The organism is Exiguobacterium sp. SH5S4 (genome assembly GCF_004337045.1).
Taxonomy (GTDB): domain Bacteria; phylum Bacillota; class Bacilli; order Exiguobacteriales; family Exiguobacteriaceae; genus Exiguobacterium; species Exiguobacterium aurantiacum_A.
The window spans coordinates 35,939-56,946 of record NZ_SJUQ01000014.1; the positions used below are offsets into that span (position 1 = coordinate 35,939).

18 protein-coding genes are annotated in these 21,008 nt (G+C 52.5%); 15 read left to right on the plus strand and 3 right to left on the minus strand.

From position 1 onward, the window contains the following. Nucleotides 1–43 precede the first annotated feature (43 nt). Together holA and EVJ32_RS09125 are read left to right on the plus strand one after the other, a co-directional pair. Entirely contained in the window at nucleotides 44–1,048 is a 1,005-nt protein-coding gene (holA, locus tag EVJ32_RS09120; protein WP_083273932.1) for a DNA polymerase III subunit delta, read from the plus strand. A 9-nt stretch (nucleotides 1,049–1,057) separates the two neighbouring features. After that, nucleotides 1,058–1,489, plus strand: a complete 432-nt coding sequence (locus EVJ32_RS09125) for a GNAT family N-acetyltransferase (RefSeq protein ID WP_131457979.1) — start codon at nucleotides 1,058–1,060, stop codon at nucleotides 1,487–1,489. A 30-nt stretch (nucleotides 1,490–1,519) separates the two neighbouring features. On the opposite strand, the gene rpsT is transcribed toward EVJ32_RS09125, so the two are convergent. Beyond that, the gene (gene rpsT / locus EVJ32_RS09130) at nucleotides 1,520–1,780 is read right to left on the minus strand and encodes a 30S ribosomal protein S20 (protein ID WP_034778152.1); all 261 of its coding nucleotides are present in this window, start codon (nucleotides 1,778–1,780) and stop codon (nucleotides 1,520–1,522) included. Nucleotides 1,781–1,999: 219 nt separating this feature from the next. Between rpsT and lepA the strand changes: the two genes are divergently transcribed. From lepA to hemW, 5 genes are all read left to right on the plus strand, one after another. Beyond that, nucleotides 2,000–3,823, plus strand: coding sequence for a translation elongation factor 4 (lepA, locus tag EVJ32_RS09135; RefSeq protein ID WP_070326972.1), 1,824 nt, complete (start codon nucleotides 2,000–2,002; stop codon nucleotides 3,821–3,823). A 107-nt stretch (nucleotides 3,824–3,930) separates the two neighbouring features. Then, nucleotides 3,931–5,007, plus strand: a complete 1,077-nt coding sequence (gene serC / locus EVJ32_RS09140; RefSeq protein ID WP_131457980.1) for a 3-phosphoserine/phosphohydroxythreonine transaminase — start codon at nucleotides 3,931–3,933, stop codon at nucleotides 5,005–5,007. Then, complete coding sequence (locus EVJ32_RS09145; RefSeq protein WP_070326974.1) at nucleotides 4,985–6,148, plus strand: phosphoglycerate dehydrogenase; 1,164 nt, start codon at nucleotides 4,985–4,987, stop codon at nucleotides 6,146–6,148. Before serC ends, EVJ32_RS09145 begins: the two co-directional genes overlap by 23 nt. 12 nt (nucleotides 6,149–6,160) lie before the next feature. Continuing rightward, complete coding sequence (locus EVJ32_RS09150) at nucleotides 6,161–7,345, plus strand: DUF1015 domain-containing protein (RefSeq protein WP_131457981.1); 1,185 nt, start codon at nucleotides 6,161–6,163, stop codon at nucleotides 7,343–7,345. 66 nt (nucleotides 7,346–7,411) lie between these two features. Beyond that, nucleotides 7,412–8,566: a radical SAM family heme chaperone HemW gene (gene hemW, locus EVJ32_RS09155; RefSeq protein WP_131457982.1), complete on the plus strand. Its 1,155-nt coding sequence runs from the start codon at nucleotides 7,412–7,414 to the stop codon at nucleotides 8,564–8,566. Nucleotides 8,567–8,603: 37 nt separating this feature from the next. On the opposite strand, the gene EVJ32_RS09160 is transcribed toward hemW, so the two are convergent. Further along, nucleotides 8,604–9,209 carry a DUF1054 domain-containing protein gene (locus EVJ32_RS09160; protein WP_131457983.1) on the minus strand — a complete coding sequence of 202 codons (606 nt, stop codon included), beginning with the start codon at nucleotides 9,207–9,209 and terminating at the stop codon, nucleotides 8,604–8,606. Between the two features lie 192 nt (nucleotides 9,210–9,401). On the opposite strand from EVJ32_RS09160, the gene hrcA reads away from it, so the two are divergent. The 6 genes from hrcA to EVJ32_RS09190 all read left to right on the plus strand — a co-directional run bounded on the left by hrcA (nucleotide 9,402) and on the right by EVJ32_RS09190 (nucleotide 15,793). Beyond that, nucleotides 9,402–10,424, plus strand: a complete 1,023-nt coding sequence (gene hrcA, locus EVJ32_RS09165; RefSeq protein ID WP_131457984.1) for a heat-inducible transcriptional repressor HrcA — start codon at nucleotides 9,402–9,404, stop codon at nucleotides 10,422–10,424. Between the two features lie 17 nt (nucleotides 10,425–10,441). Further along, nucleotides 10,442–11,017, plus strand: coding sequence for a nucleotide exchange factor GrpE (gene grpE, locus EVJ32_RS09170; RefSeq protein WP_131457985.1), 576 nt, complete (start codon nucleotides 10,442–10,444; stop codon nucleotides 11,015–11,017). 29 nt (nucleotides 11,018–11,046) lie between these two features. Then, nucleotides 11,047–12,870 carry a molecular chaperone DnaK gene (gene dnaK, locus EVJ32_RS09175; RefSeq protein ID WP_071397788.1) on the plus strand — a complete coding sequence of 608 codons (1,824 nt, stop codon included), beginning with the start codon at nucleotides 11,047–11,049 and terminating at the stop codon, nucleotides 12,868–12,870. A gap of 109 nt (nucleotides 12,871–12,979) precedes the next feature. Beyond that, complete coding sequence (gene dnaJ / locus EVJ32_RS09180) at nucleotides 12,980–14,086, plus strand: molecular chaperone DnaJ (RefSeq protein WP_131439963.1); 1,107 nt, start codon at nucleotides 12,980–12,982, stop codon at nucleotides 14,084–14,086. Nucleotides 14,087–14,104: 18 nt separating this feature from the next. After that, on the plus strand, nucleotides 14,105–15,043 hold the full coding sequence (gene prmA / locus EVJ32_RS09185) for a 50S ribosomal protein L11 methyltransferase (protein WP_070326982.1): 939 nt from the start codon (nucleotides 14,105–14,107) through the stop codon (nucleotides 15,041–15,043). Nucleotides 15,044–15,046: 3 nt separating this feature from the next. Beyond that, nucleotides 15,047–15,793 carry a 16S rRNA (uracil(1498)-N(3))-methyltransferase gene (locus EVJ32_RS09190; RefSeq protein WP_131457986.1) on the plus strand — a complete coding sequence of 249 codons (747 nt, stop codon included), beginning with the start codon at nucleotides 15,047–15,049 and terminating at the stop codon, nucleotides 15,791–15,793. Nucleotides 15,794–15,892: 99 nt separating this feature from the next. On the opposite strand, the gene EVJ32_RS09195 is transcribed toward EVJ32_RS09190, so the two are convergent. Then, nucleotides 15,893–19,561 (minus strand): S8 family serine peptidase, encoded by a 3,669-nt coding sequence (locus EVJ32_RS09195; protein WP_131457987.1) that lies wholly within the window; start codon nucleotides 19,559–19,561, stop codon nucleotides 15,893–15,895. Nucleotides 19,562–19,899: 338 nt separating this feature from the next. Between EVJ32_RS09195 and EVJ32_RS09200 the strand changes: the two genes are divergently transcribed. Both EVJ32_RS09200 and EVJ32_RS09205 read left to right on the plus strand, forming a co-directional pair. Then, nucleotides 19,900–20,544 carry a class I SAM-dependent methyltransferase gene (locus tag EVJ32_RS09200; RefSeq protein WP_131457988.1) on the plus strand — a complete coding sequence of 215 codons (645 nt, stop codon included), beginning with the start codon at nucleotides 19,900–19,902 and terminating at the stop codon, nucleotides 20,542–20,544. Then, entirely contained in the window at nucleotides 20,541–21,008 is a 468-nt protein-coding gene (locus tag EVJ32_RS09205) for an S-ribosylhomocysteine lyase (protein WP_016508081.1), read from the plus strand. Before EVJ32_RS09200 ends, EVJ32_RS09205 begins: the two co-directional genes overlap by 4 nt.

Below are 21,008 nucleotides of genomic sequence, written 5' to 3' on the forward strand. Positions count from 1 at the left end.
TAATCTATGTTTTAGATAAGAATAAATTGTGAAAGTGGTGTGTGTGTTGAATGAACCGTGGTTGCACAACGGGAAGTTGTCGAACGTATACGTCCTGTACGGGACAGAGAAGTACTTGCTCGAGACGTGGGAACGAGAAATCGTCAAGGCGGCCAGTCCGTCCGGCGACAAATTTGACGTCATGCAGCTCGATTTACATGAAACGTCACTCGATACGGCGTTAGACGAAGCTGAAACGGTACCGTTCTTTAGTGACTACCGCACCGTCATCGTCAAACAGGCCCAATTTTTAACCGGCGCCAAAGAAAAACAAAAGCAAAATCTCGAGCGGTTGACCGAGTACGTGTTGCAGCCGGCGCCTTACTCGGTGCTCGTCTTCATCGTTGAAGCGGAAAAACTCGATGAGCGGAAGAAAGTCGTCAAGCGCTTGAAAGAGCGAGCCATCGTCCTCGAGGCGAAGAAGCCGAGCCAAAGCGAGCTCATGCGCTACGTCAATGACGAGCTGAACCGGCGCAGGCAGTCGATGGAGCGGACGACGGTCGAACGCTTGCTATTCCTTTGTCAAGACGACTGGGGCAAGCTCGTCCGGGAACTGGAGAAGCTTCAGCTCTATGCTGGCGACGGAGCCAACATCCCGCTTGAAATCGTCAACGATCTCGTGCCTCGGACGCTAGAGGACAACGTGTTCCAACTGTCCGAGTATTTGGTCGGCCGACGGGCCGATTTGGCGCTGCGTCTCGTCCGTGATTTAGAAAAACAAGGCCAAGAACTGATCGGTCTCTTGGCGTTGCTCGCCCGTCAATATCGAAATATGTACCTCGCCAAGCAGTTGACCGAGAAAGGGTACGGCGAGAAGCAAATTGCCTCAAAAATTGGCGCCCACCCTTATACGGTGAAACTGGCGACGCAAGCGAGCCGTAACTTTTCAGAGGCACAGCTCGCCAAGGCGCTCACGCTCATCGCCGATGCGGACGAAGCGATGAAGACAGGACGGGGCGACAAGCAGATCGTGTTTGACACGCTCGTCTGTCAATTAACATTACTGTGAGGTGGTTGTATGTTGCAACAAGTGTTGCTTGAAGAAGTGATCCCGCTCCGGCATGAAGTACTGCGTCCAGGTTTAGCCGTTTCGACGTGCTATTTTGACGGGGATGACGCCGAGTCGACCCGTCACTACGCCTGGGCTGAAGACGGGCGTATCTTATCGATTGCGACGGTGATGCGACAAGACCGGGAGCTGTCTGGCGAACGAGTTTCGTTTCAACTGCGCGGCATGGCCACCGATCCGGCCGTCGCCGGGACGGGCGTCGGATCTCGTTTCTTACAGGCGGTCCATCGTGAATTGAACGCTTCTTGGTGGTGTAACGCCCGCGAGGTCGCGGTCCGGTTTTACGAACGCAACGGCCTCGTCATCATCGGGGATCCGTTCGAAATCGAAGGCATCGGGACACATTACGTCATGCTATACAAAAAAACAGCCGGCTCCTGAACGGAGGCGGCTGTTTCGTTTGTTCTCTAATTAGAGAGCTGCGATACGAGCTGCGAGACGTGATTTGTCACGACCTGCTTTGTTTTGGTGGATGAGACCTTTTGCTGCAGCTTTGTCGATTTTCTTCGTAGCGAGGACGAAAGCTTCTTGAGCTGCTTCTTTGTTTCCTTCGACGACGAGAGTATCGACACGTTTTACTGCTGTACGCATTGCTGCTTTCTCTTGCGAGTTAGCGACGCGACGTTTTTCAGAAGTTTTTGCACGTTTGATTGCTGATTTGATATTTGCCATGTTATTTCACCTCCTGAAACAAGAAAGTGTATGTTCTCATTACTTCAAGTAATCATTCAACAGAACAAGCACAATTGTAGCAAACGGTTATTCGAAAAGCAACCACTTGATGATTATTCTGAAAACTATATGTGGTATTGTTGTAGTAGGTCGTACACATTAACTTAGGATTTTGATATAATGACACGGTATGCATGAGAAGGATAGGTGAACCCATATATGAATAAACAAGAATTAGAGAACCGTCAGAAGAAGATTCGCAACTTTTCCATCATCGCCCACATCGATCATGGTAAGTCGACGCTAGCTGATCGGATTCTCGAGAGAACTGGTGCGCTTACGGCGCGTGAAATGAAAGAACAGACGCTTGACGCGATGGATCTCGAACGGGAACGTGGCATCACAATCAAATTGAACGCTGTTAAATTGAACTATACCGCAAAAGATGGAGTTGAGTACATCCTTCATTTGATCGACACGCCTGGACACGTCGACTTCACGTATGAAGTCTCGCGCTCACTCGCGGCGTGTGAAGGTGCGGTCCTCGTCGTTGATGCCGCCCAAGGGATCGAGGCGCAGACGCTCGCAAACGTCTACCTCGCACTCGACAACGACCTCGAGATCATCCCGGTCATCAACAAGATCGACTTACCGTCGGCTGACGTCGAACGCGTCCGTCAAGAGATTGAGGACGTGATCGGACTGGACGCCAGTGATGCGGTGCCAGCTTCTGCCAAGGCAGGAATCGGGATTGAAGAAATTCTTGAACAGATCGTAGAGCTTGTGCCGCCGCCGACGGGAGATCCGTCAGCACCGCTTCAGGCTTTGATCTTCGACTCGTACTACGATGCGTATCGTGGCGTCGTCGCCTCGATACGAGTCGTCAACGGTTCGGTCAAAGTCGGGGATAAAGTCCAAATGATGTCGACCGGTAAATCGTTCGAAGTGACGGATCTCGGTGTCTCGACACCTAAACCGTTATCTGTGAAAGAGTTGAATGTCGGAGACGTTGGTACGCTCTCGGCATCGATTAAAACGGTTGGCGACGTTCGTGTCGGTGATACGATCACGCTCGCTAAAAACCCATCGACCGAGCAACTTCCTGGTTACCGTAAGATGAACCCGATGGTATACTGCGGTCTTTATCCGATTGATGCGGCCAAGTATAATGATTTGCGTGAAGCGCTTGAGCGGCTCCAGTTGTCTGATGCGGCACTCGAGTTCGAGCCCGAGACGTCACAAGCGCTCGGATTTGGTTTCCGTAGCGGATTCCTCGGTATGCTTCATATGGAAATCATTCAAGAGCGGATCGAGCGCGAGTTTGGAATCGACTTGATCACGACGGCACCGTCGGTTATCTATCACGTCACGACGACGTCAGGAGACGTCATCCACGTCGATAACCCGTCGAAGATGCCTGAGCAACAAAAAGTTGAATTGATCGAAGAGCCATACGTCAAAGCGGCGATCATGACACCGAACGATTACGTCGGCTCGATCATGGAACTTTGTCAGAAGAAACGCGGCAGTTTTATTGATATGGAATATATTGATACGACCCGTGTTAAAATCACGTACGATATTCCGCTCAGTGAAATCGTCTACGACTTCTTTGATCAATTGAAATCAAGCACGAAAGGCTATGCCTCACTGGACTATGATTTGATCGGGTATCGTCCGTCACGCCTCGTCAAGATGGATATTCTCCTCAACAACGAGCTCGTCGATGCGCTCAGCTTTATCGTTCACCGCGACTTTGCCTACGAACGTGGGAAAGTCATCGTTGAAAAGTTAAAGGCGCTCATCCCACGGATGCAGTTCGAAGTGCCGATCCAAGCAGCGGTCAGTACGAAAATTGTCGCCCGGTCGACGATCAAGGCGTTGCGTAAAAACGTCCTTGCCAAATGTTACGGCGGCGACATCTCGCGGAAACGTAAACTTCTCGAGAAACAAAAAGAAGGTAAAAAGCGCATGAAGATGGTTGGATCCGTCGAAGTGCCGCAAGAAGCGTTCATGTCCGTCTTATCGATGGACGAAGAATGAGTAGTCGCCCTTATCCGTTGATAAGGGCGATTTTTTTCATTTGGCAGGATTCGTGACGTCCGGTACGGAATAGTACCCACTTACAGAAAAATAGAGGAGGAGTAGCGGTGACCGTCTATAATTTTTCGGCAGGGCCGAGCGTTTTGCCAAAATCGGTACTACAAGAAGTGCAAGACGAGTTTCTGTCTTATCAAAAAACGGGTGTCTCGATCGTCGAGATGAGCCACCGCTCGGAGCGCTTCATTGCGATTACCGAGGCGCTCGAAGCGAGGCTGCGGAGGTTGATGGACATCTCAGACGATTACGCCGTCCTTTGGCTGCAAGGCGGGGCGACGCTCCAGTTCTCGATGATTCCGATGAACTTGCGTACGACAGGGCGTTTCGCTTATCTCGACAGCGGCACGTGGTCGAAAAAAGCGATCGCTGATGCCCGCCACTATGGGGACGTCGCCGTCGTCGGCAGTTCGGCGAGTTCGAACTATCGGGAACTGCCTGACTATGAAGGGGATGGCGAGACCGCCGATTATCTCCATTTGACGTTGAACAATACAATCGAAGGGACACGTTATACGATGCTTCCGGATACAGGCATCCCGCTCGTCGCGGACGTGTCCTCCAATATTTTGGCAGAATCGATCGACGTGAGCCGCTACGGTCTGCTGTACGCAGGCGCCCAAAAAAATATCGGACCGGCCGGGTTAAGCGTCGTCATCATTCGTCGCGACTTGATTGTCGACCGCGATTTGCCAAGTTATTTGAACTACGCCCGTCACACCGACACCGTTTTGAACACACCGGCGACGTTTAGCATGTATGTCGCCGAACGGGTTCTCGCCTGGGTCGAACGGACGGGTGGCGTCGCCGAGATGGAACGGCGCAACCGTGAGAAGAGCGCGCGATTGTATGCTTATTTAGACGGCTCAACGTTGTTCCGGTCGCTCGTCACAGGAGATATCCGTTCATTGACGAATATTCCGTTCACGACGGGACGGGACGAGACGGATCGAGCGTTTCAACAGTTCGCCGAGGAACGTGGATTGATCGAACTTGGTGGCCACCGTTCGGTCGGAGGGCTGCGAGCCAGTCTTTACAACGCGATGCCGCTCGAAGGAGTCGTTCGTCTAGTCGAAGTGATGCAAGCATTTGAACAGGAGGGATACGATGTTCCACATCAAAACATATAATCAAATCGCATCAGCCGGGCTAGAGCGTTTTGAGCCGAGAGAATACGCCGTCAACGCAGTGGAGCAGGCCGATGCCTGGGTCATTCGGAGCCATGACGTTCACGACGCCGAGATTCCCCCGTACTTGCTCGCGATCGCCCGGGCCGGGGCTGGGGTGAACAACATCCCGCTTGAGCGCTTGGCGCGTCAAGGCGTCGTCGTGTTCCATACACCAGGGGCGAACGCGAACGCGGTCAAAGAACTCGTACTCGCGAGCATGCTTTTATCGGTCCGGCCGATCCTTGAAGGCGCGCGTTGGGTCAACGAGCAAACGTTCCCAAGCCAAGCGTTACTTGAGCGAGCGATGGAAGACGAGAAGCGCCGTTTCGTCGGCTCTGAATTACGAGGCAAGAAGGTCGGCATCGTCGGCCTCGGTGCGATCGGGGCGTCGCTCGCGAACGACCTGCTCCAGCTCGGTGTCGACGTCGTCGGGTACGACCCGCATTTATCGGTCGATGGGGCGTGGAACGTATCGAAGCAAGTAAAACGAGCCAAGCACTTGGACGACTTGCTTAGAGACGTCGATTTGCTCTCGATTCATATGCCGCTGACGGACGACACACGCAACTTGATCGACGCTAGTTGGTTCAAACGGATGAAGCCAGGAGTGACGTTATTGAACTTCGCCCGTGGCGAGCTCGTGAACGACGCTGATTTGATCGAGGCGTTACAAGATAAAGTGGCGACGTACATTACAGACTTCCCGCAACAGGCGTTACTCGGCCATCCTCAAGTCGTCGCTTTTCCGCATCTTGGGGCTTCGACACGAGAATCCGAAGTGAATTGCGCGATTCAAGCCGTCGATACGCTGAAACTGTATTTAGAGACCGGAAACATCCGGAATTCCGCTAACTTCCCGGACACTGAACTTCCTTATGTCGGCAAGCGACGCTTGGCGGTGCTGCACTTGAACGTCCCGAACATGGTCGGTCAAATTGCGAGCCGGCTCGCCGAGAACGGGATCAACATCGATAACATGGTGAATCGTAGCCGGAACGATGTGGCCTATACGATGATCGACATCGATAACCATAAACAAGAAGAACTGTCCGTGCATGCTTTGTACGACATCGAGGGCGTCATGCGCGTCCGTGAATTTTAAGGAGGGATCAATATGGTCATATTTAAACCGTTTAAACCGTATATGCCGACCTATCCTGAAGCTGTGGCGGCTGACCCGTACGACGTCGTGAACGTCGAACAGGCACGAGGAGACGTCGAGCGACGTCCGAACTCATTTCTCTCGGTCGATAAGCCGGAACTGTTTGCCGCTGATCTGTCGCTCGAAGCGTGGGGACGACGTGCGAGGGCCGAGTTGGAACGGTTGTACGCGACTGAACTGACGGAACAGGCAAACGGCTTTTACGTGTATCGGCTGACGAATCAAGGGCGGCGTCAAACCGGTCTCGTAGCGACGTTTTCGGTCGCGGATTATGAGGCGGGCCGAATCAAGATCCATGAACATACACGAGAAGTGAAAGAGCGGGAACGCGTCGAACATGTGGCGGCGACGAAAGCGCACACCGGACCGATTTTACTGAGCCATGAGCCGGACGAGGCGTTACGGCGTATCCTTGAAGCCGCCACGAACGAACGACCTCTATTTTCCTTCACGGACAGTCAAGGTGTCTTGCACGAAGGCTATGCGGTGCCGTCGAAAGACCAGGCGCGTGTCATTATGATTGGGGCGACGATCCCGTCCATCTATATCGCCGACGGGCATCATCGGGCCAAAGCGGCGGCTGTCGTCGCGGCGCTAGAACTGCCTGAAGGTGAATCGAAACTAGAGCGCGATCACTTTTTAGGTGTGCTCTTCCCGAGCGACGAGTTGACGATCTTGCCGTACCATCGCCTGTTGACCGATGTTACGCCTGAAGAAGTCGCGGCTTTATTGGACGGGATTTCGTTCTCATACGAAGTGGTGTCGACTGACGGCCTCGTCGTTCCGCAAGCGCGCGGTTCGTTCGGATTGTCTTACCGCGGCAAACAGTATGAGCTGACGAAACGGCAGTCGACCACGGCTCTCGACGTCGCCACGCTACAACGGGATATTCTCGAACCGTACTTCCGGGTGGACGATGTCCGGACCGATAAACGGATTGACTTCGTCGGCGGCTCAGACGCCGTCGAACAACTAGAACGGTTGGCCGAACGACCGGATGTCGTCGTGTTGACATGCCACGCCACGGCGATGGGAGAGTTGATGCAGGTCGCCGATGAATCCGGACAGATGCCACCGAAGTCGACCTGGTTTGAGCCGAAACTGAAGAGCGGATTGTTCATCCATCGTTTCGATTGAATGCAGACAGTGGCGTGAAGACGTAAAAAGCGTTATAAATGGAAGGAGAAGAAAGGGGTGGCCGCCATGGCTAAAGCCGTATATCTTCACATTCCATTTTGTGAACATATTTGTTATTACTGCGATTTCAACAAGGTGTTCTTAAAGAACCAACCAGTTGATGACTATTTAGATGCGTTAGAACGAGAGATCGTCCTATCGCTTGAACAATATCCGACAGATGAGATCGAGACGATCTTTATCGGCGGAGGAACGCCGACCGCGCTCGATGAGGTGCAGATGAAACGTCTCATGGGCATGGTCGAGCGGCACTTGCTCCCGCTCGCTACAAAGAATATAGAATACTCGGTCGAGGCGAATCCGAACTTTGTGAGCGCGGAAAAGCTCGATACGATGAAACGAGGCGGTGTCAACCGCGTCAGTTTCGGCGTCCAGACGTTCGACGACGGCGGGCTTGAACGGATCGGGCGGACGCATCGGGCGGATGACGTGTTCGCGACGGTAACGGAGGCGGCGAAACGGTTCGACAACATCTCGATCGACCTCATGTTCGGACTACCGGAGCAGACGCTCGAACAGATCGAACGGGACCTCGACTTGGCATTCAAACTGCCGATCCAACACGTCTCGTCCTATTCCTTGATCCTCGAACCGCACACCGTCTTCGCGATCCAAGACCGCAAGGGCAAGCTGCGTCTGCCGGGTGAGGACATCGAAGTCGCCATGTACTTGAAAGTCATGGAGACGCTCGAACGCCGTGGGCTCAAGCAGTACGAGATCTCGAACTACAGTGTCGAGGGACGGGAGAGCCGTCACAACCAAGTGTATTGGCGGAACGAGGAGTATTACGGCTTCGGAGCCGGGGCTCACAGTTACTTGAACGGCGAGCGCCGGGCGAACGTCGCGCCGATCCCGCACTATATCAAGGCGGAAGGTTTACCGGTTCGAAGTACGACGACACTCGAGACGTTCGAGCGGATGGAAGAAGAGTTGTTTCTCGGTCTCCGGATGCGCAGCGGTGTGTCGTTCGAGACGTTCGAAGCGAAGTACGGTGTCTCGATGGAGTCGGTGTTCGGGCACGTCTTGACCGAACTGAAAGCGAAACAGTTGATTGAAACGACGGACACGCACGTCCGGTTGACCGAGTCGGGACTCCCGCTCGCCAACGAGGCGTTCGCGGCATTCATCGGTGAGGCACGATTAAATGATGTGACAACGTAAAAACAGGCGAATCCGACATCGGATTCGCCTGTTTTAGTTAGAGAACGAGCTCGCGGTAGATCGGCATGAGCCGTCCGAACGTATCCTCGACGAGGGCGAGGAACGCCGCTTCGTTTTGGAGGATCGAGGCATCGGCCGAAAGTTGACGACCGATCAAGAAGTCGGCTTTTTTGACGGTCGCGAAGCGCTCGACGATGGCATCGATTGACGCAGAGGACGTCTCTTCGATCAAGAACGCCTCTTTTTTCATATGATCGCCGGCAAGATGGAAGTCGGGAAATTCATGTTTAAAATCGATTGTCATGAGTCGTTTGCCGATTGCATCTTTGTTCGGCATCTCATAGATGAAGGCAAGCCAGACGAAGACACGGTCGTCGAACAGACCGACTTGGAAATGCGGATGTTTCTTATAGCCACGTTTATCGTGACAGATCGCCATCCACGTATCTTTCGGCGGATTGACCGTCCGACGGGCGTGCTTGGCGACGTGGAGATAGAGCGGGATGCCGACGTCGGCTTCAAGCTGCGGACCGACCTCGTCATAGATGCGATGGAACAGCGGTTGAATGTCCGCGCGAATACCTGACATGCGGGCGTCGAGCCCGTCTTGCGTAAACACGTTAAATTGTTTAGTTGTAAACATATGATCACCTCAATTCGTATCATACCGAAAGTGCGCGGAAGATGCATTTCGAATGACTTTCAATCGATGGAAAAAATGATGCATTTGAATTGACAAATAAGGAGAACATGATAATATTTGAAGTGTGATTAGCACTCAGTAAATATGAGTGCTAATAAAAGTGAGGCCAATCCTTCAGAGAGGAGTGATGTTGTGCTGACAGAGAGACAATTGCTTATTTTACGAGCGATCATTGATGATTACATTCAGACAGCCCAGCCCGTCGGTTCACGGACGCTTTCGAAACGGGATGACTTGTCGTTCAGTTCGGCGACGATCCGAAACGACATGGCGGATTTAGAAGACATGGGCTTGATCGAAAAACCGCACACTTCAGCAGGACGAATCCCGTCTGAAGTCGGGTATCGTTATTACGTCGATCACCTTGTCGAGACGAAACTCATCGACGAGCGGGAAACATATCGGCTCGGGGAACGCTTGCGAGCGTCCGCCCAAGAGTCAGAAGTCCTCATTCGTCAAGCCGCTGACCTACTCTCTGATTTGACCAATTATACGACGGTAGCGCTCGGCCCGAGCAGTCAGATGAACCGGCTGGCACGGATCGATTTGATGCCGCTCGATGAACGGCGCGGTGTCGTCTTGATCGTAACGGATCAAGGGCACGTCGAACATCGAACGGTCGTGTTCGAATCGCCGATGGCGCCGGATCTGGTCGAACAAACAATCCGATTTTTAAACGATCGTCTAAAAGGAACTCCGCTCGGTCAACTGAAGTTCCGTATCGGAGAAGAAGTGTCAAACCTTCGCCTCGCTCATCAACAACAATATGAGTCGATGATGCAACTCATTCAAGCGACCGTCGGGGTACATCATCCGACCTCGCTGTATCTTGGTGGGAAGAAAAACATCTTCAACCAACCCGAGTTTCAAACGCTCGATACGTTACGTCCGTTCCTAGAGTGGATCGACGAGCAAGAACGGTTGACCGACTGGCTCGAATCGTTGCCAAATCGCGAGATTTATGTGAGCATTGGGAGCGAGAATGGGATCCTTGCGCTTCAAAATTGTAGCGTCATCACCTCGGACTATACGCTCGACGGCAAGACGTTCGGGACGATCGCGATGATCGGTCCGACCCGGATGGATTATCGGCACGGGGTGCGGATGATGGGACAAATCATTGAAGCGTTAAGGCGAACGAAACTAGAAGAGTGAACGAAAGGAGCCTCAATATGACTACTGAAAATCAAAACGGGCCAGACCAAGAAGAAGAAGTGCTCGAAGAGAAAGATTTCGACGCGTTGCAGTCAGAGACTGCGGACGCTGACGAGGTTTCAAATGCTGAAATAGTGGAAGAAAGTTCTGAGGGACCAGATTTGCAACAAGAAATCGAAGCGCTCAAAGCGAGCGAGCTTCGGATTCGTGCTGATTTTGACAACTTCCGCCGCCGAACGAACGAAGAGAACGCGAAACGCGTCAAGTTCGCTTCGCAAGCCGTCATCGAGAAATTGATTCCGCTCATCGATAACTTTGAGCGTGCGCTTCAAGTCGAAGCGTCATCGGATGACGCTAAACAGATTCAAGCGGGCGTCGATATGATCCACCGTCAATTGCTCGACGTGTTAAACGCCGAGAGCGTTGAAGTGATCGAAGCGGTCGGTCAGCCGTTCGACCCGAATTATCACCAAGCGGTCATGCAAGAACCGAGCGATGAGTTCGATTCTGGGATTGTAACGATGGAGCTTCAAAAAGGGTACACGTTGCACGGACGCGTCATTCGTCCAAGCATGGTAAAAGTTTCGGAATAAAATTACTTAACTAGATGGAGGAATAGACAATGGCTAAAATTATCGGAATTGACTTAGGAACAACGAACTCTTGTGTAGCAGTTATGGAAGGTGGCGAAGCGGTCGTCATCTCAAACGCAGAAGGGAACCGTACGACACCGTCTGTCGTCGCATTCAAAGGGGAAGAGCGTCAAGTCGGTGAAGTCGCGAAGCGTCAAGCGATCACGAACCCGAACACGATCCAATCGATCAAGCGTCATATGGGAACGTCACATACGGTCGAAGTCGACGGTAAGAAATTCACGCCACAAGAAATTTCGGCCATCATTTTGCAAAAACTTAAAAAAGATGCAGAGGACTATCTTGGTGAGTCAGTAACTGAAGCGGTCATCACCGTTCCTGCCTACTTTAACGACGCTGAGCGTCAAGCGACGAAAGACGCCGGGAAAATTGCCGGTCTCGATGTCAAACGGATCATCAACGAGCCGACGGCAGCGGCGCTCGCTTACGGCCTCGACAAAGGTGAAGACCACACGATCTTGATCTATGACCTCGGTGGCGGTACGTTCGACGTCTCGATTCTCGAGCTTGGAGACGGCGTGTTTGAAGTCGTCGCGACAGCAGGGGACAACCGACTCGGTGGAGACGACTTTGACCAAAAAGTCATCGATTACCTCGTATCTGAATTCAAAAAAGAGAACGGTATCGACCTCGCGCAAGACAAGATGGCGCTCCAACGCTTGAAAGATGCGGCCGAGAAAGCGAAGAAAGACCTTTCAGGCGTGACAAGCGCGCACATCAGCCTCCCGTTCATCACAGCAGGAGCAGCTGGCCCGCTTCACCTCGAAACAACACTCACACGTGCGAAATTCGATGAATTGACAGCAGACCTCGTCGAGCGCACGATGGAACCGACTCGCCGCGCGTTGAAAGACTCAGGCCTCACGCCGTCTGACCTCGACAAGATCATTCTCGTCGGTGGTTCGACCCGTATCCCTGCGGTCCAAAAAGCGATTCACGATTTCACGAAGAAAGAGCCGTTCAAAGGCGTTAACCCGGACGAAGTCGTTGCCCTCGGCGCAGCGATCCAAGGTGGTGTCCTTGCCGGTGACGTGAAAGACGTCGTCCTTCTCGACGTGACTCCGCTTTCGCTCGGTATCGAGACGATGGGTGGCGTGATGACGAAGTTGATCGATCGCAACACGACGATTCCGACATCGAAATCACAAGTGTTCTCGACAGCGGCAGACAACCAGCCAGCCGTTGACATCCACGTCTTGCAAGGGGAACGCCCGATGGCGCCTGACAACAAGACGCTCGGTCGTTTCCAATTGACGGACATCCCGCCGGCACCACGCGGTGTACCACAAGTCGAAGTCAAGTTCGACATCGATGCGAACGGAATCGTTCACGTATCGGCGAAAGACCTCGGTACGAACAAAGAGCAGTCGATCACGATCCAGTCGTCTTCAGGTATCGACGAGGCTGAAATCGAGCGCATGGTGAAAGAAGCGGAAGCGAACGCGGAAGCAGACAAACAGCGTAAAGAAGAAGCAGAGCTCCGTAACGAAACGGACCAACTCGTCTTCGCGACGGACAAGGCGATCAAAGACCTTGGAGATAAAGTCGACGCAACAGATAAAGACAAAGCCGAAGCAGCGAAAGAAAAAGCAAAATCAGCACTTGAAGGTACAGACCTCGAAGCAATCCGTACGGCGAAAGATGAGCTATCTGAAGTCGTACAAGAATTGACGCAAAAAGTATATGCGAACATGGCTGAACAGCAAGGTGCTGAAGGCGCTGAGACACAAACAGAAGCGAAAGACGATAACGTCGTCGACGCGGAGTTTGAAGATCTCGACGATCGTAAATAAGGCAACCGATAGATTGGATGGCGCCAAAGCAGGTTTCTGCTTTGGCTCTTTCCATGTTAAGGTAGAATCGGTAAAATCGAACTTGAAACAGTAAAGAGGAGAGAGTAACGTGGCGAAACGAGATTATTATGAAGTGCTTGGCCTAGACAAATCGGCCTCGGCGCAAGACATCAAACGTGCCTATCGCAAATTGGCACGGGAATATCATCCAGACATCAACCAAGAGCCGGATGCGGCGGATAAATTTAAAGAGCTCGGCGAGGCGTATGAAGTGCTGTCAGATGAGCAGAAACGGGCTCAATATGACCGCTTCGGATTTGAAGGAGCGAGCCAATTCGGAGGCGGCGGTGACTTCCAAGGCGGATTCGGCGACATCTTCGACATGTTCTTCGGCGGCGGCGGACGTCGTCAAGACCCGAACGCACCGCGACGCGGAGAAGATTATCAATACGTCGTCGACCTCGACTTCATGGAGAGCGTGACCGGTAAGACGGAAACGATCGACCTTGAGATCGAAGTCGAATGTGACACGTGTATGGGTAGCGGTGCCAAGCCGGGGACGAAACCAGAGACGTGCGGCCGTTGTGGCGGTAGCGGTGTCGAAACGGTCGAACAGAACACGGTGCTCGGTCGCATGGTCAATCAGCGGACGTGTAGCCAATGTCATGGAACAGGCAAGACGATCAAAGAGAAATGTACGACGTGCCATGGCTCTGGTCACGTCAAGAAGACACAGCAAGTCGAAGTCAAAATTCCTGCCGGTATCGATAACGGCCAACAGATCCGCATGTCCGGCAAAGGTGGTCCTGGCGCTAACGGTGGTCCGGCCGGCGATCTTTACATCGTCGTTCGCGTTCGGGCGCACGAAATCTTCGAGCGTGTCGACCAGCACATCTCGATGGAGATGCCGGTCACGTTCGCGCAAGCAGCACTCGGCGCCGAACTCGAAGTCCCGACCGTGCACGGCAAGGTCAGCTTGAAAGTGCCAGCCGGAACACAGACCGGATCGAAATTCCGTTTGCGTGGAAAAGGGATGCCGAGCGTTCGCGGCGGCGGCAACGGCGACCAGTACGTCAATATCGTCATCATGACACCGACGAACATGACAGATCGTCAAAAAGAATTGCTCCGCGAGTTTGAAGAGATCAGCGGAGAAGCGGGCGTGGAAGAACAGCACGGCCTCTTCCAAAAGATGAAAAAGTTTTTTAGCCAGTAAAAGGAGCGTGTACAAGCGATGAAATGGTCTGAAATTTGTGTCCACACGACACAGCAGGCAGTCGAAGCCGTATCAAATTTACTACATGAAGTGGGGGCACAAGGTGTCGTCATCGAGGATGTCGAAGACTACGACCGGATGATGGCAGAAGATCATTTCGGAGAGATTTGGGACGAATCCGGCCGCGATACGTATCCAACGTCGGGTGTTCACGTGAAAGCGTACGTTCCTGTCTCAGGCGACCTACCGGACACGCTCTCGACACTGAAAAAAGAAATTGAACGGCTGCGCAATATCTTTGAAGTCGGCGCTGGTACCGTGACGGCGCTCGAGATGGATGAGGAGGACTGGGCCCACTCGTGGAAGCAGTACTATAAACCGGTCAAGATCTCGCAACATCTCACGATCGTGCCGCTGTGGGAAGAATACGTGCCCCAACCGGAAGAGAACGTGATCTTGCTCGACCCGGGTATGGCGTTCGGGACCGGGACGCACCCGACGACGATGCTGTGCATTCAAGCGATCGAGAACTATATCCAACCGGGTGACCGCTTGATCGATGTCGGGACGGGCTCAGGCGTACTTGCCATCGCGGCGGCGAAGCTTGGCGCGGAACGAGTCGAGGCGCTCGATTTGGATGCGGTCGCGGTCGAATCGGCCCGCCAAAACGTCGAGACGAACGGCGTTCTGGACGTCGTCGACGTCAAGACGGGTGATTTGTTGAAAGGGATGAGCGGTGAGTATGACTTGATCGTCGCCAACATTTTAGCTGACGTCATCATGCTGTTCGTTGACGATGCTTACGTGCGCGTCAAACCAGGCGGCTATTTCATCACGTCGGGCATCATCGGCCAAAAACGAGATGAAGTGACGGCAGCGCTCAAGGCGGCTGGATTCTCGATCGAAGAGACGCGAGTCATGGAAGACTGGGTCGCCATCATCGCGAAGAAGGGGTAAGCCATGCAACGCTATTTCTTACAACGTGATGCGTTTAAAACAGACACGGTCGCATTGCCGCAAGACGTCGTCCATCATATCGGGACGGTGTTGCGGGCGGGACCGGGTTATCAGATGGTGTTGTTAGACGGTACAGGTGTCGAGTACGTCTGTGAGGTGATTGCGCTCGAAAAAAAATCGGGGACGGCAAAAGTACTCGAAGCGCGGCAGGCGACGACTGAACTGCCCGTTGATGTGACGCTCGCCTACGCACTGCCGAAAGGTGATAAAGTCGAGCTCGTCGCTCAAAAAGCGACCGAGCTCGGGTTGCATCATTTGAAGTTGTTCGAGTCGAAACGATCGGTCGCGAAATGGGACGCTAAAAAAGCCCCGAAGAAAGTCGACCGCTTGCAGAAGATCATGCAAGAAGCGGCCGAACAGTCGTACCGGGCCGTCGTCCCGACGTGCGCGTACGTCTCGTCGCGTGACCTGTTAGACGACTTTTCTAATTACGATGCGGTCGTCATCGCTTATGAAGAGTCGGCGAAGCAAGGTGAACAAGCGGCGCTCGCGGCTGTCTTCAAAGCGCTTGAGCGCGGACAGCGTCTCCTGCTGATCGTCGGTCCTGAAGGCGGATTTGACGAGCAGGAGATTGACGCCTGGACGAATCAAGGCGCGCGCCCGTGTGCGTTCGGTCCCCGGATTTTGCGCACCGAGACGGCTCCGCTCTATGCGTTAGCGGCGTTGTCGTATGCGCTTGAATTGAATTGAACACGAAATCAGCTCCCGCAAACTGCGGGAGCTGATTTTATGTTTAATGACCACATGACAAGAGCCCTCATCTAGGCGAGGGCTCTTCTTCATGACCGATTATTTTTTGAACAACGTGATCGTCTTCGTCGTCACGTTACCGGCGAGGTCGACCGCTTCGAACGTGAACGTATTCTCTCCTGACGTCACAGGAAGCGTGACTTTTTCAGTTCTTGAGAAAGCGCGCATCTCGTAAGGTGCTTTTAGTGCCTGGCTGAATTTCAAATCACCGTTCACGAGGAGCTTCACTTCATCAAAATTATCTTTGACAGTCACGTTGACGTTGACCGCAGTTTGTTTTTTCCCGATTTGTTTCGGTAGTTTCCCGATCTCGATGACGGCTGGTGTCGCATCGACGAAAATCGTCCGTTGGAAGTTGGCGACGTTTCCAGCCGCATCCTCAGCGACGAAGCGGAGTTTGTGCACGCCATCTATAAATGTCCGATTCGTACTGAAGTCATACCGTTTCGTTGTTTCATTCCATGTGAGCGGGACATCAATCCCATCGACTTGGAATGAGTTGATGTTTGATGCGTCTTGAATCGATCCTTTGATGGGGACGATTGACGTCGCGTAAGGTGACAAAGCGAGCGGCGCGTCCAAGAAGACGCCAGGTTTTTCTGAATCCGTCGAATAGGCGACTGTTTTGGTCGTGCTATTTCCGGCATGGTCGGTGACGCGGACGCTGACTTCATCGGTCTCACTAAGTGGCGACGTGAAGGCATGACTGGCCGACCCGTTTGCAAGTTTGGCGACAGACTTACCGTTCAAGAAGTATTCGACAGAATGGATACCAGAGAAGTCGTCGTTCGCTTTTACGGACAAACTGTCATCTTGCCACTTCGCCGAGAACGTCGGATCTGTATAGTCGACTTTAACCGGGAAGCGGAGCGTCTGTGCCTCTTTTTTCATGTAATCGATGCTCGCTTCGATCTCATAGAAGTACTTGCCGGCCGGGGCCGGGTTACCGTTCAATTGTCCGTCCCATTTGTAGTCGGCTGAGAAGTAGTAAGGTGTATTGCGTCCGCCATCGAAGTAGTTTTTACGCAACTCGTCATCTTGCCGGAGCGTGCGGACGACATCGCCTGACTCGTCGACGATGCGATATTTGACGTCTTTGGCGTTACGAAGGAGCGAGAAGACCGGTGTCGCCACATCTTTTACGTTGTCCCCGTCAGGAGAGAACGCGATTGCGTCGGACGTGAACGACTCATCTAGGTTCATGCCCAAATAATTCCCTGTCTGATCGACCATTCCAGCCGTCTGATAGAACGATCCTGATTCATAGATGGAAGCGTCGAAGATCGGTGCTTTGCCCCAGTCGCCTTCGAAACCGACGAACGGTACGACGAGTCCTGGATTGCCTTCTGCCCCGTTCACATCGGTCAAGCGCACGAAACCGTCGACGAAATAGCCGTTTTCAAATACGTCTTTGGCCGAGACGAGACCGCTCAGCGTCTTTGGATTGAGAACCTGCGCTTTCGAGACATCGAGCGCGATTTTGAGTTCGACTGTTTGCTTCGCTTTCAGTTTGACCGTATTTGCTTTCTTCCCGTTGATCGTCACGCTGGCGTTTTGGAGTGGTTGGGCCTCCATCGCATTTTGAATCGTCCCGGCCGTCCGTTCGATGGCGAGGTCGGTCTGAAGTGAAGACGAAACATCGTATGACACGACTTTGTCGGATAAGTTCTCGACAACAAGCGTGAACGTCGCCTTGCTTCGGTTGAGTTCTTTTAAGGCAACTTTTGCTTCTTTTGTTGTCTTTTCATAGGCGACGGCTGGCGTTGAGACGGCCGCGTGCAATTGCATCAAACCGGCTCCTCCCCGACGCGGCGTGTATGGGAGGTTCTGATTCAACTGTTGGTTGTATGGACCGATATCAGTCACGGCTTTCGATGTGTTGATCAACAAATTCTTCGCCATCGTTACCCGAGCCGTACCGCTTAAAGCGAACTCGCGATCGACACGTTCGAGCACGAGGGCGGCGCCTCCTGCGACGTGTGGTGCAGCCATCGACGTTCCGCTCATCAATCCGTATTGATCGTCATTCAACGTCGAGAAGATTTGTCCGCCTGGCGCCGAGATTTCAGGTTTGAAATCGAGGTTTGGCGTCACGCCCCACGAAGTAAAGTTAGACAGTGAACCGGCTGCACGGTTAGCGACGCTAATGCGGTCACCTGCGAATTTAATGTTCATTTGTTCACCGGCAACGAGTCGCTGTTGAAGCTCATTTCCGTCTTTAATGCTGAGTGACGCCATCGGGATTTGTGGGTTCGCTAGCGCCATACTGACGTAATCACCATGACCGACGGCACCGCGGACGATGACACCGGCAGCCCCGTTCGCTTCGGCTGTCTTTTGAATGTTCGAGTAGAAATAGGCGCCGTCACGCACCGCGAAGACGATCTTCCCTTTCACGTCTTTCCCGACGTATTGACCAGGCTGTCCGTCACCGACATGGACGAGTTCATAGTCCCCGTTCGTGAAAGCTGGGCCATCTTGTTTCTTCCATCCGATTTTATCTGTCTTGTCACCGGATTGAATCGAGAAAGCGTCCAATTGGATTTGGTCGTTCTCGAGTGAGGCGACTGAAGTCGAGGCCGAGCTCACGCTCGGAGCGCCGACGACGCCGGTATCCGGATTGTTCGCATAAGGGAGATCGTATCCGTTTCCGAAGTACGCCGAGTTACCAGCTGAGATCGACATGAAGACACCGTTATCGACAGCACGCTGTACCGCTTGTTGCTCGGGTGAGTCGGCATCGACGAAACCGGCCGTCGATCCGAGACTCATATTGATGACGTCGGCGCCGAGTTTGATGGCATCGTCGATCGCTTTAATATAGATATCGCCGTACGTCGAGGCGTAGTTCGGGTCGTTGCTGAATACTTTGAGACCGAGTACTTGCGATTCTGGAGCGACACCTTTCAAACCTCCAGTCGCCTCATCCCCGTTGGCCGCGACCGTACCCGATACGTGCATCCCGTGCATCGAGGCGCCAGGGGAATCATCGCGAATATCATCGTTCTCGTCGTAATAGTTATAAGCATAAGGAACTTTCTCGTTTATGTAGGCTCCCGGCAAACCGAACTCACTGACTGCCGACTCGACCTCACCTTGCGTGAGCTCTGCTTTTGTATCATCGGTTAAGCGGAAGTCGCGATGGTCTGCATCGACACCCGTATCGATGACGGCGACGATCGTTCCTTCGCCGGTATACCCATAGTCGCCCCATGTTTGTTGCGATTGGACCATGCCGTTACTCGTTACCATATCCGGTTTGACCTCGGGACGCTCGTATTCATTGACGACATGGACGTGAGCGACTTCAGGCAACGCTTCAACTTTCTGGACGTCTGTAGCCGAGAGCAACGTACTGAATCCGTTGAAGACGGTCGTGAACTCTTCAATCGTTTCTGCTTTCACACCTTTTTTTGAGATGGCGGCTTTCGCTTTTTTCTGTTCGGCTTTGACGAGCCCGTGAGCATTGTCTTTCTCGGCCTTCGTCAATTCATTGAATTTTTTCCCTTTCTTTTTTGCTTGTTCGATGGCAGGTGCACCGACGAGTTCGACGACGACACGCAATTTTTCTTGCTTGTCGGCAATCTCAGCGTTCGGCGTAACGGATCGTTTGGCAAGTACCGGATCTGTTCCGAGTCCGAGCAGCCCAGGTGTTAACGCCAGGCATGTCGCGAGGGAGACGTTTACATAAAATTTAAGTTTTGGCAATTTGAAAATCCTCCAATCATTTAATTGAAAAGTATATGTATTTGTGGAAAATGATAGCCTAATTCGAACTGATAATCCTTGGTTTTTTCGAAATAAAGGGTAATGAATTTGAACAAGTTTAAAAATTCTGACAATTACTTTCGGCCTATCTTTTACTAAAACAGCTAGGTCTAAATTCACGCGTTCAACTCAAGTTTCAAAATTGGGGCGTGATATGACCTCGAATAAAATGATTCGAACAATTCGCTTGAGATTTTTTTGGAAAATTGGTATGGTCTGAATAGATAAAACACATAAAACTTATCGACATAGTCGGAATAAAGCGATGGGGTGGAGCAATGGGATTACAGTTCATGGACATTTTTAAGGAATGGGCAACGCAATACGACACGACCGTGGCCGGACATGACGAGCAATATAAAGAAGTGTTCGCAGGTTATGAGGAGATGTTGAGCGATGTCGTGGATCATCTCGAAGGGAAGGTCATGGAGTTCGGAGTCGGGACCGGGAACTTAAGTATGAAGATTTTAGAACGTCACGAGCTGGTTGCGGTCGAACCGTCACCGGAGATGCGGGCTGTCGCCGCCGAAAAACTTGAGATTGATATTATCGACGGTGACTTTTTAAACTATCCGACGACAGAGCAGATAGATACGATCGTGTCGTCATACGCGTTTCACCATCTGACGGATGAAGAGAAACGGACAGCGATTCAAGGTTACGTCGAGCAGCTCGATTCACCGCGATTCGTCTTACTCGACACGATGTTCGCCTCACAAAAGGCGAAGCGAGACATTCTCGACTGGGCGAGCGTGAACGGTTACGACGATTTAATCGAAGACTTGAACCGTGAGTTTTATCCGTACACGCAAACGATCCAAGCGATGCTCGAAGCGAACGGCTATACGGTCTCGCTGACACAAAAAAATAAATTCGTCTGGCTCGTCGTGGCCACGAAACAATCTGGAGGAACTCAATCATGAAAAGTTATAAAGTCGAAAGTTTTAATTTGGACCATACAAAAGTACAAGCGCCTTACGTCCGTTTAGCGGGTGTGAAAAAAGGTACGGCCGATACGATCTATAAATACGACATTCGTTTCATCCAACCGAACGAGGGACTCATGCCGATGCGGGCCGTCCACTCGCTCGAACACTTGATCGCTGAAAATAGCCGCAGTCACTCGGAGCAAATCGTCGACGTCTCGCCGATGGGTTGCCAGACTGGTTTTTACTGGACGATGTTGAACGATGGAGACTACGAAGCGATGCTCAGCCTCGTCGAAGCGACGTTGCGTGATGCGGTCGCTGCGGAAGAGTTGCCGGCGCAAAACCCGATCCAATGCGGAAGTGCCAACCACCACGACTTTGAGGGCGCAAAAAAATTAGCGGCCGACATGCTCGCGAAACGTGACGAGTGGCACATCATCTTTAAGGACGAAGCGTAA

What these genes read in the sequence shown, in the direction of transcription:
- EVJ32_RS09125 (WP_131457979.1), top strand. Translation starts at nt 1,058, where the DNA reads ATGTTGCAACAAGTGTTGCTTGAAGAAGTGATCCCGCTCCGGCATGAA.
- rpsT (WP_034778152.1), bottom strand. Translation starts at nt 1,780, where the DNA reads ATGGCAAATATCAAATCAGCAATCAAACGTGCAAAAACTTCTGAAAAA.
- lepA (WP_070326972.1), top strand. Translation starts at nt 2,000, where the DNA reads ATGAATAAACAAGAATTAGAGAACCGTCAGAAGAAGATTCGCAACTTT.
- EVJ32_RS09145 (WP_070326974.1), top strand. Translation starts at nt 4,985, where the DNA reads ATGTTCCACATCAAAACATATAATCAAATCGCATCAGCCGGGCTAGAG.
- EVJ32_RS09150 (WP_131457981.1), top strand. Translation starts at nt 6,161, where the DNA reads ATGGTCATATTTAAACCGTTTAAACCGTATATGCCGACCTATCCTGAA.
- hemW (WP_131457982.1), top strand. Translation starts at nt 7,412, where the DNA reads ATGGCTAAAGCCGTATATCTTCACATTCCATTTTGTGAACATATTTGT.
- EVJ32_RS09160 (WP_131457983.1), bottom strand. Translation starts at nt 9,209, where the DNA reads ATGTTTACAACTAAACAATTTAACGTGTTTACGCAAGACGGGCTCGAC.
- grpE (WP_131457985.1), top strand. Translation starts at nt 10,442, where the DNA reads ATGACTACTGAAAATCAAAACGGGCCAGACCAAGAAGAAGAAGTGCTC.
- dnaK (WP_071397788.1), top strand. Translation starts at nt 11,047, where the DNA reads ATGGCTAAAATTATCGGAATTGACTTAGGAACAACGAACTCTTGTGTA.
- prmA (WP_070326982.1), top strand. Translation starts at nt 14,105, where the DNA reads ATGAAATGGTCTGAAATTTGTGTCCACACGACACAGCAGGCAGTCGAA.
- EVJ32_RS09190 (WP_131457986.1), top strand. Translation starts at nt 15,047, where the DNA reads ATGCAACGCTATTTCTTACAACGTGATGCGTTTAAAACAGACACGGTC.
- EVJ32_RS09200 (WP_131457988.1), top strand. Translation starts at nt 19,900, where the DNA reads ATGGGATTACAGTTCATGGACATTTTTAAGGAATGGGCAACGCAATAC.
- EVJ32_RS09205 (WP_016508081.1), top strand. Translation starts at nt 20,541, where the DNA reads ATGAAAAGTTATAAAGTCGAAAGTTTTAATTTGGACCATACAAAAGTA.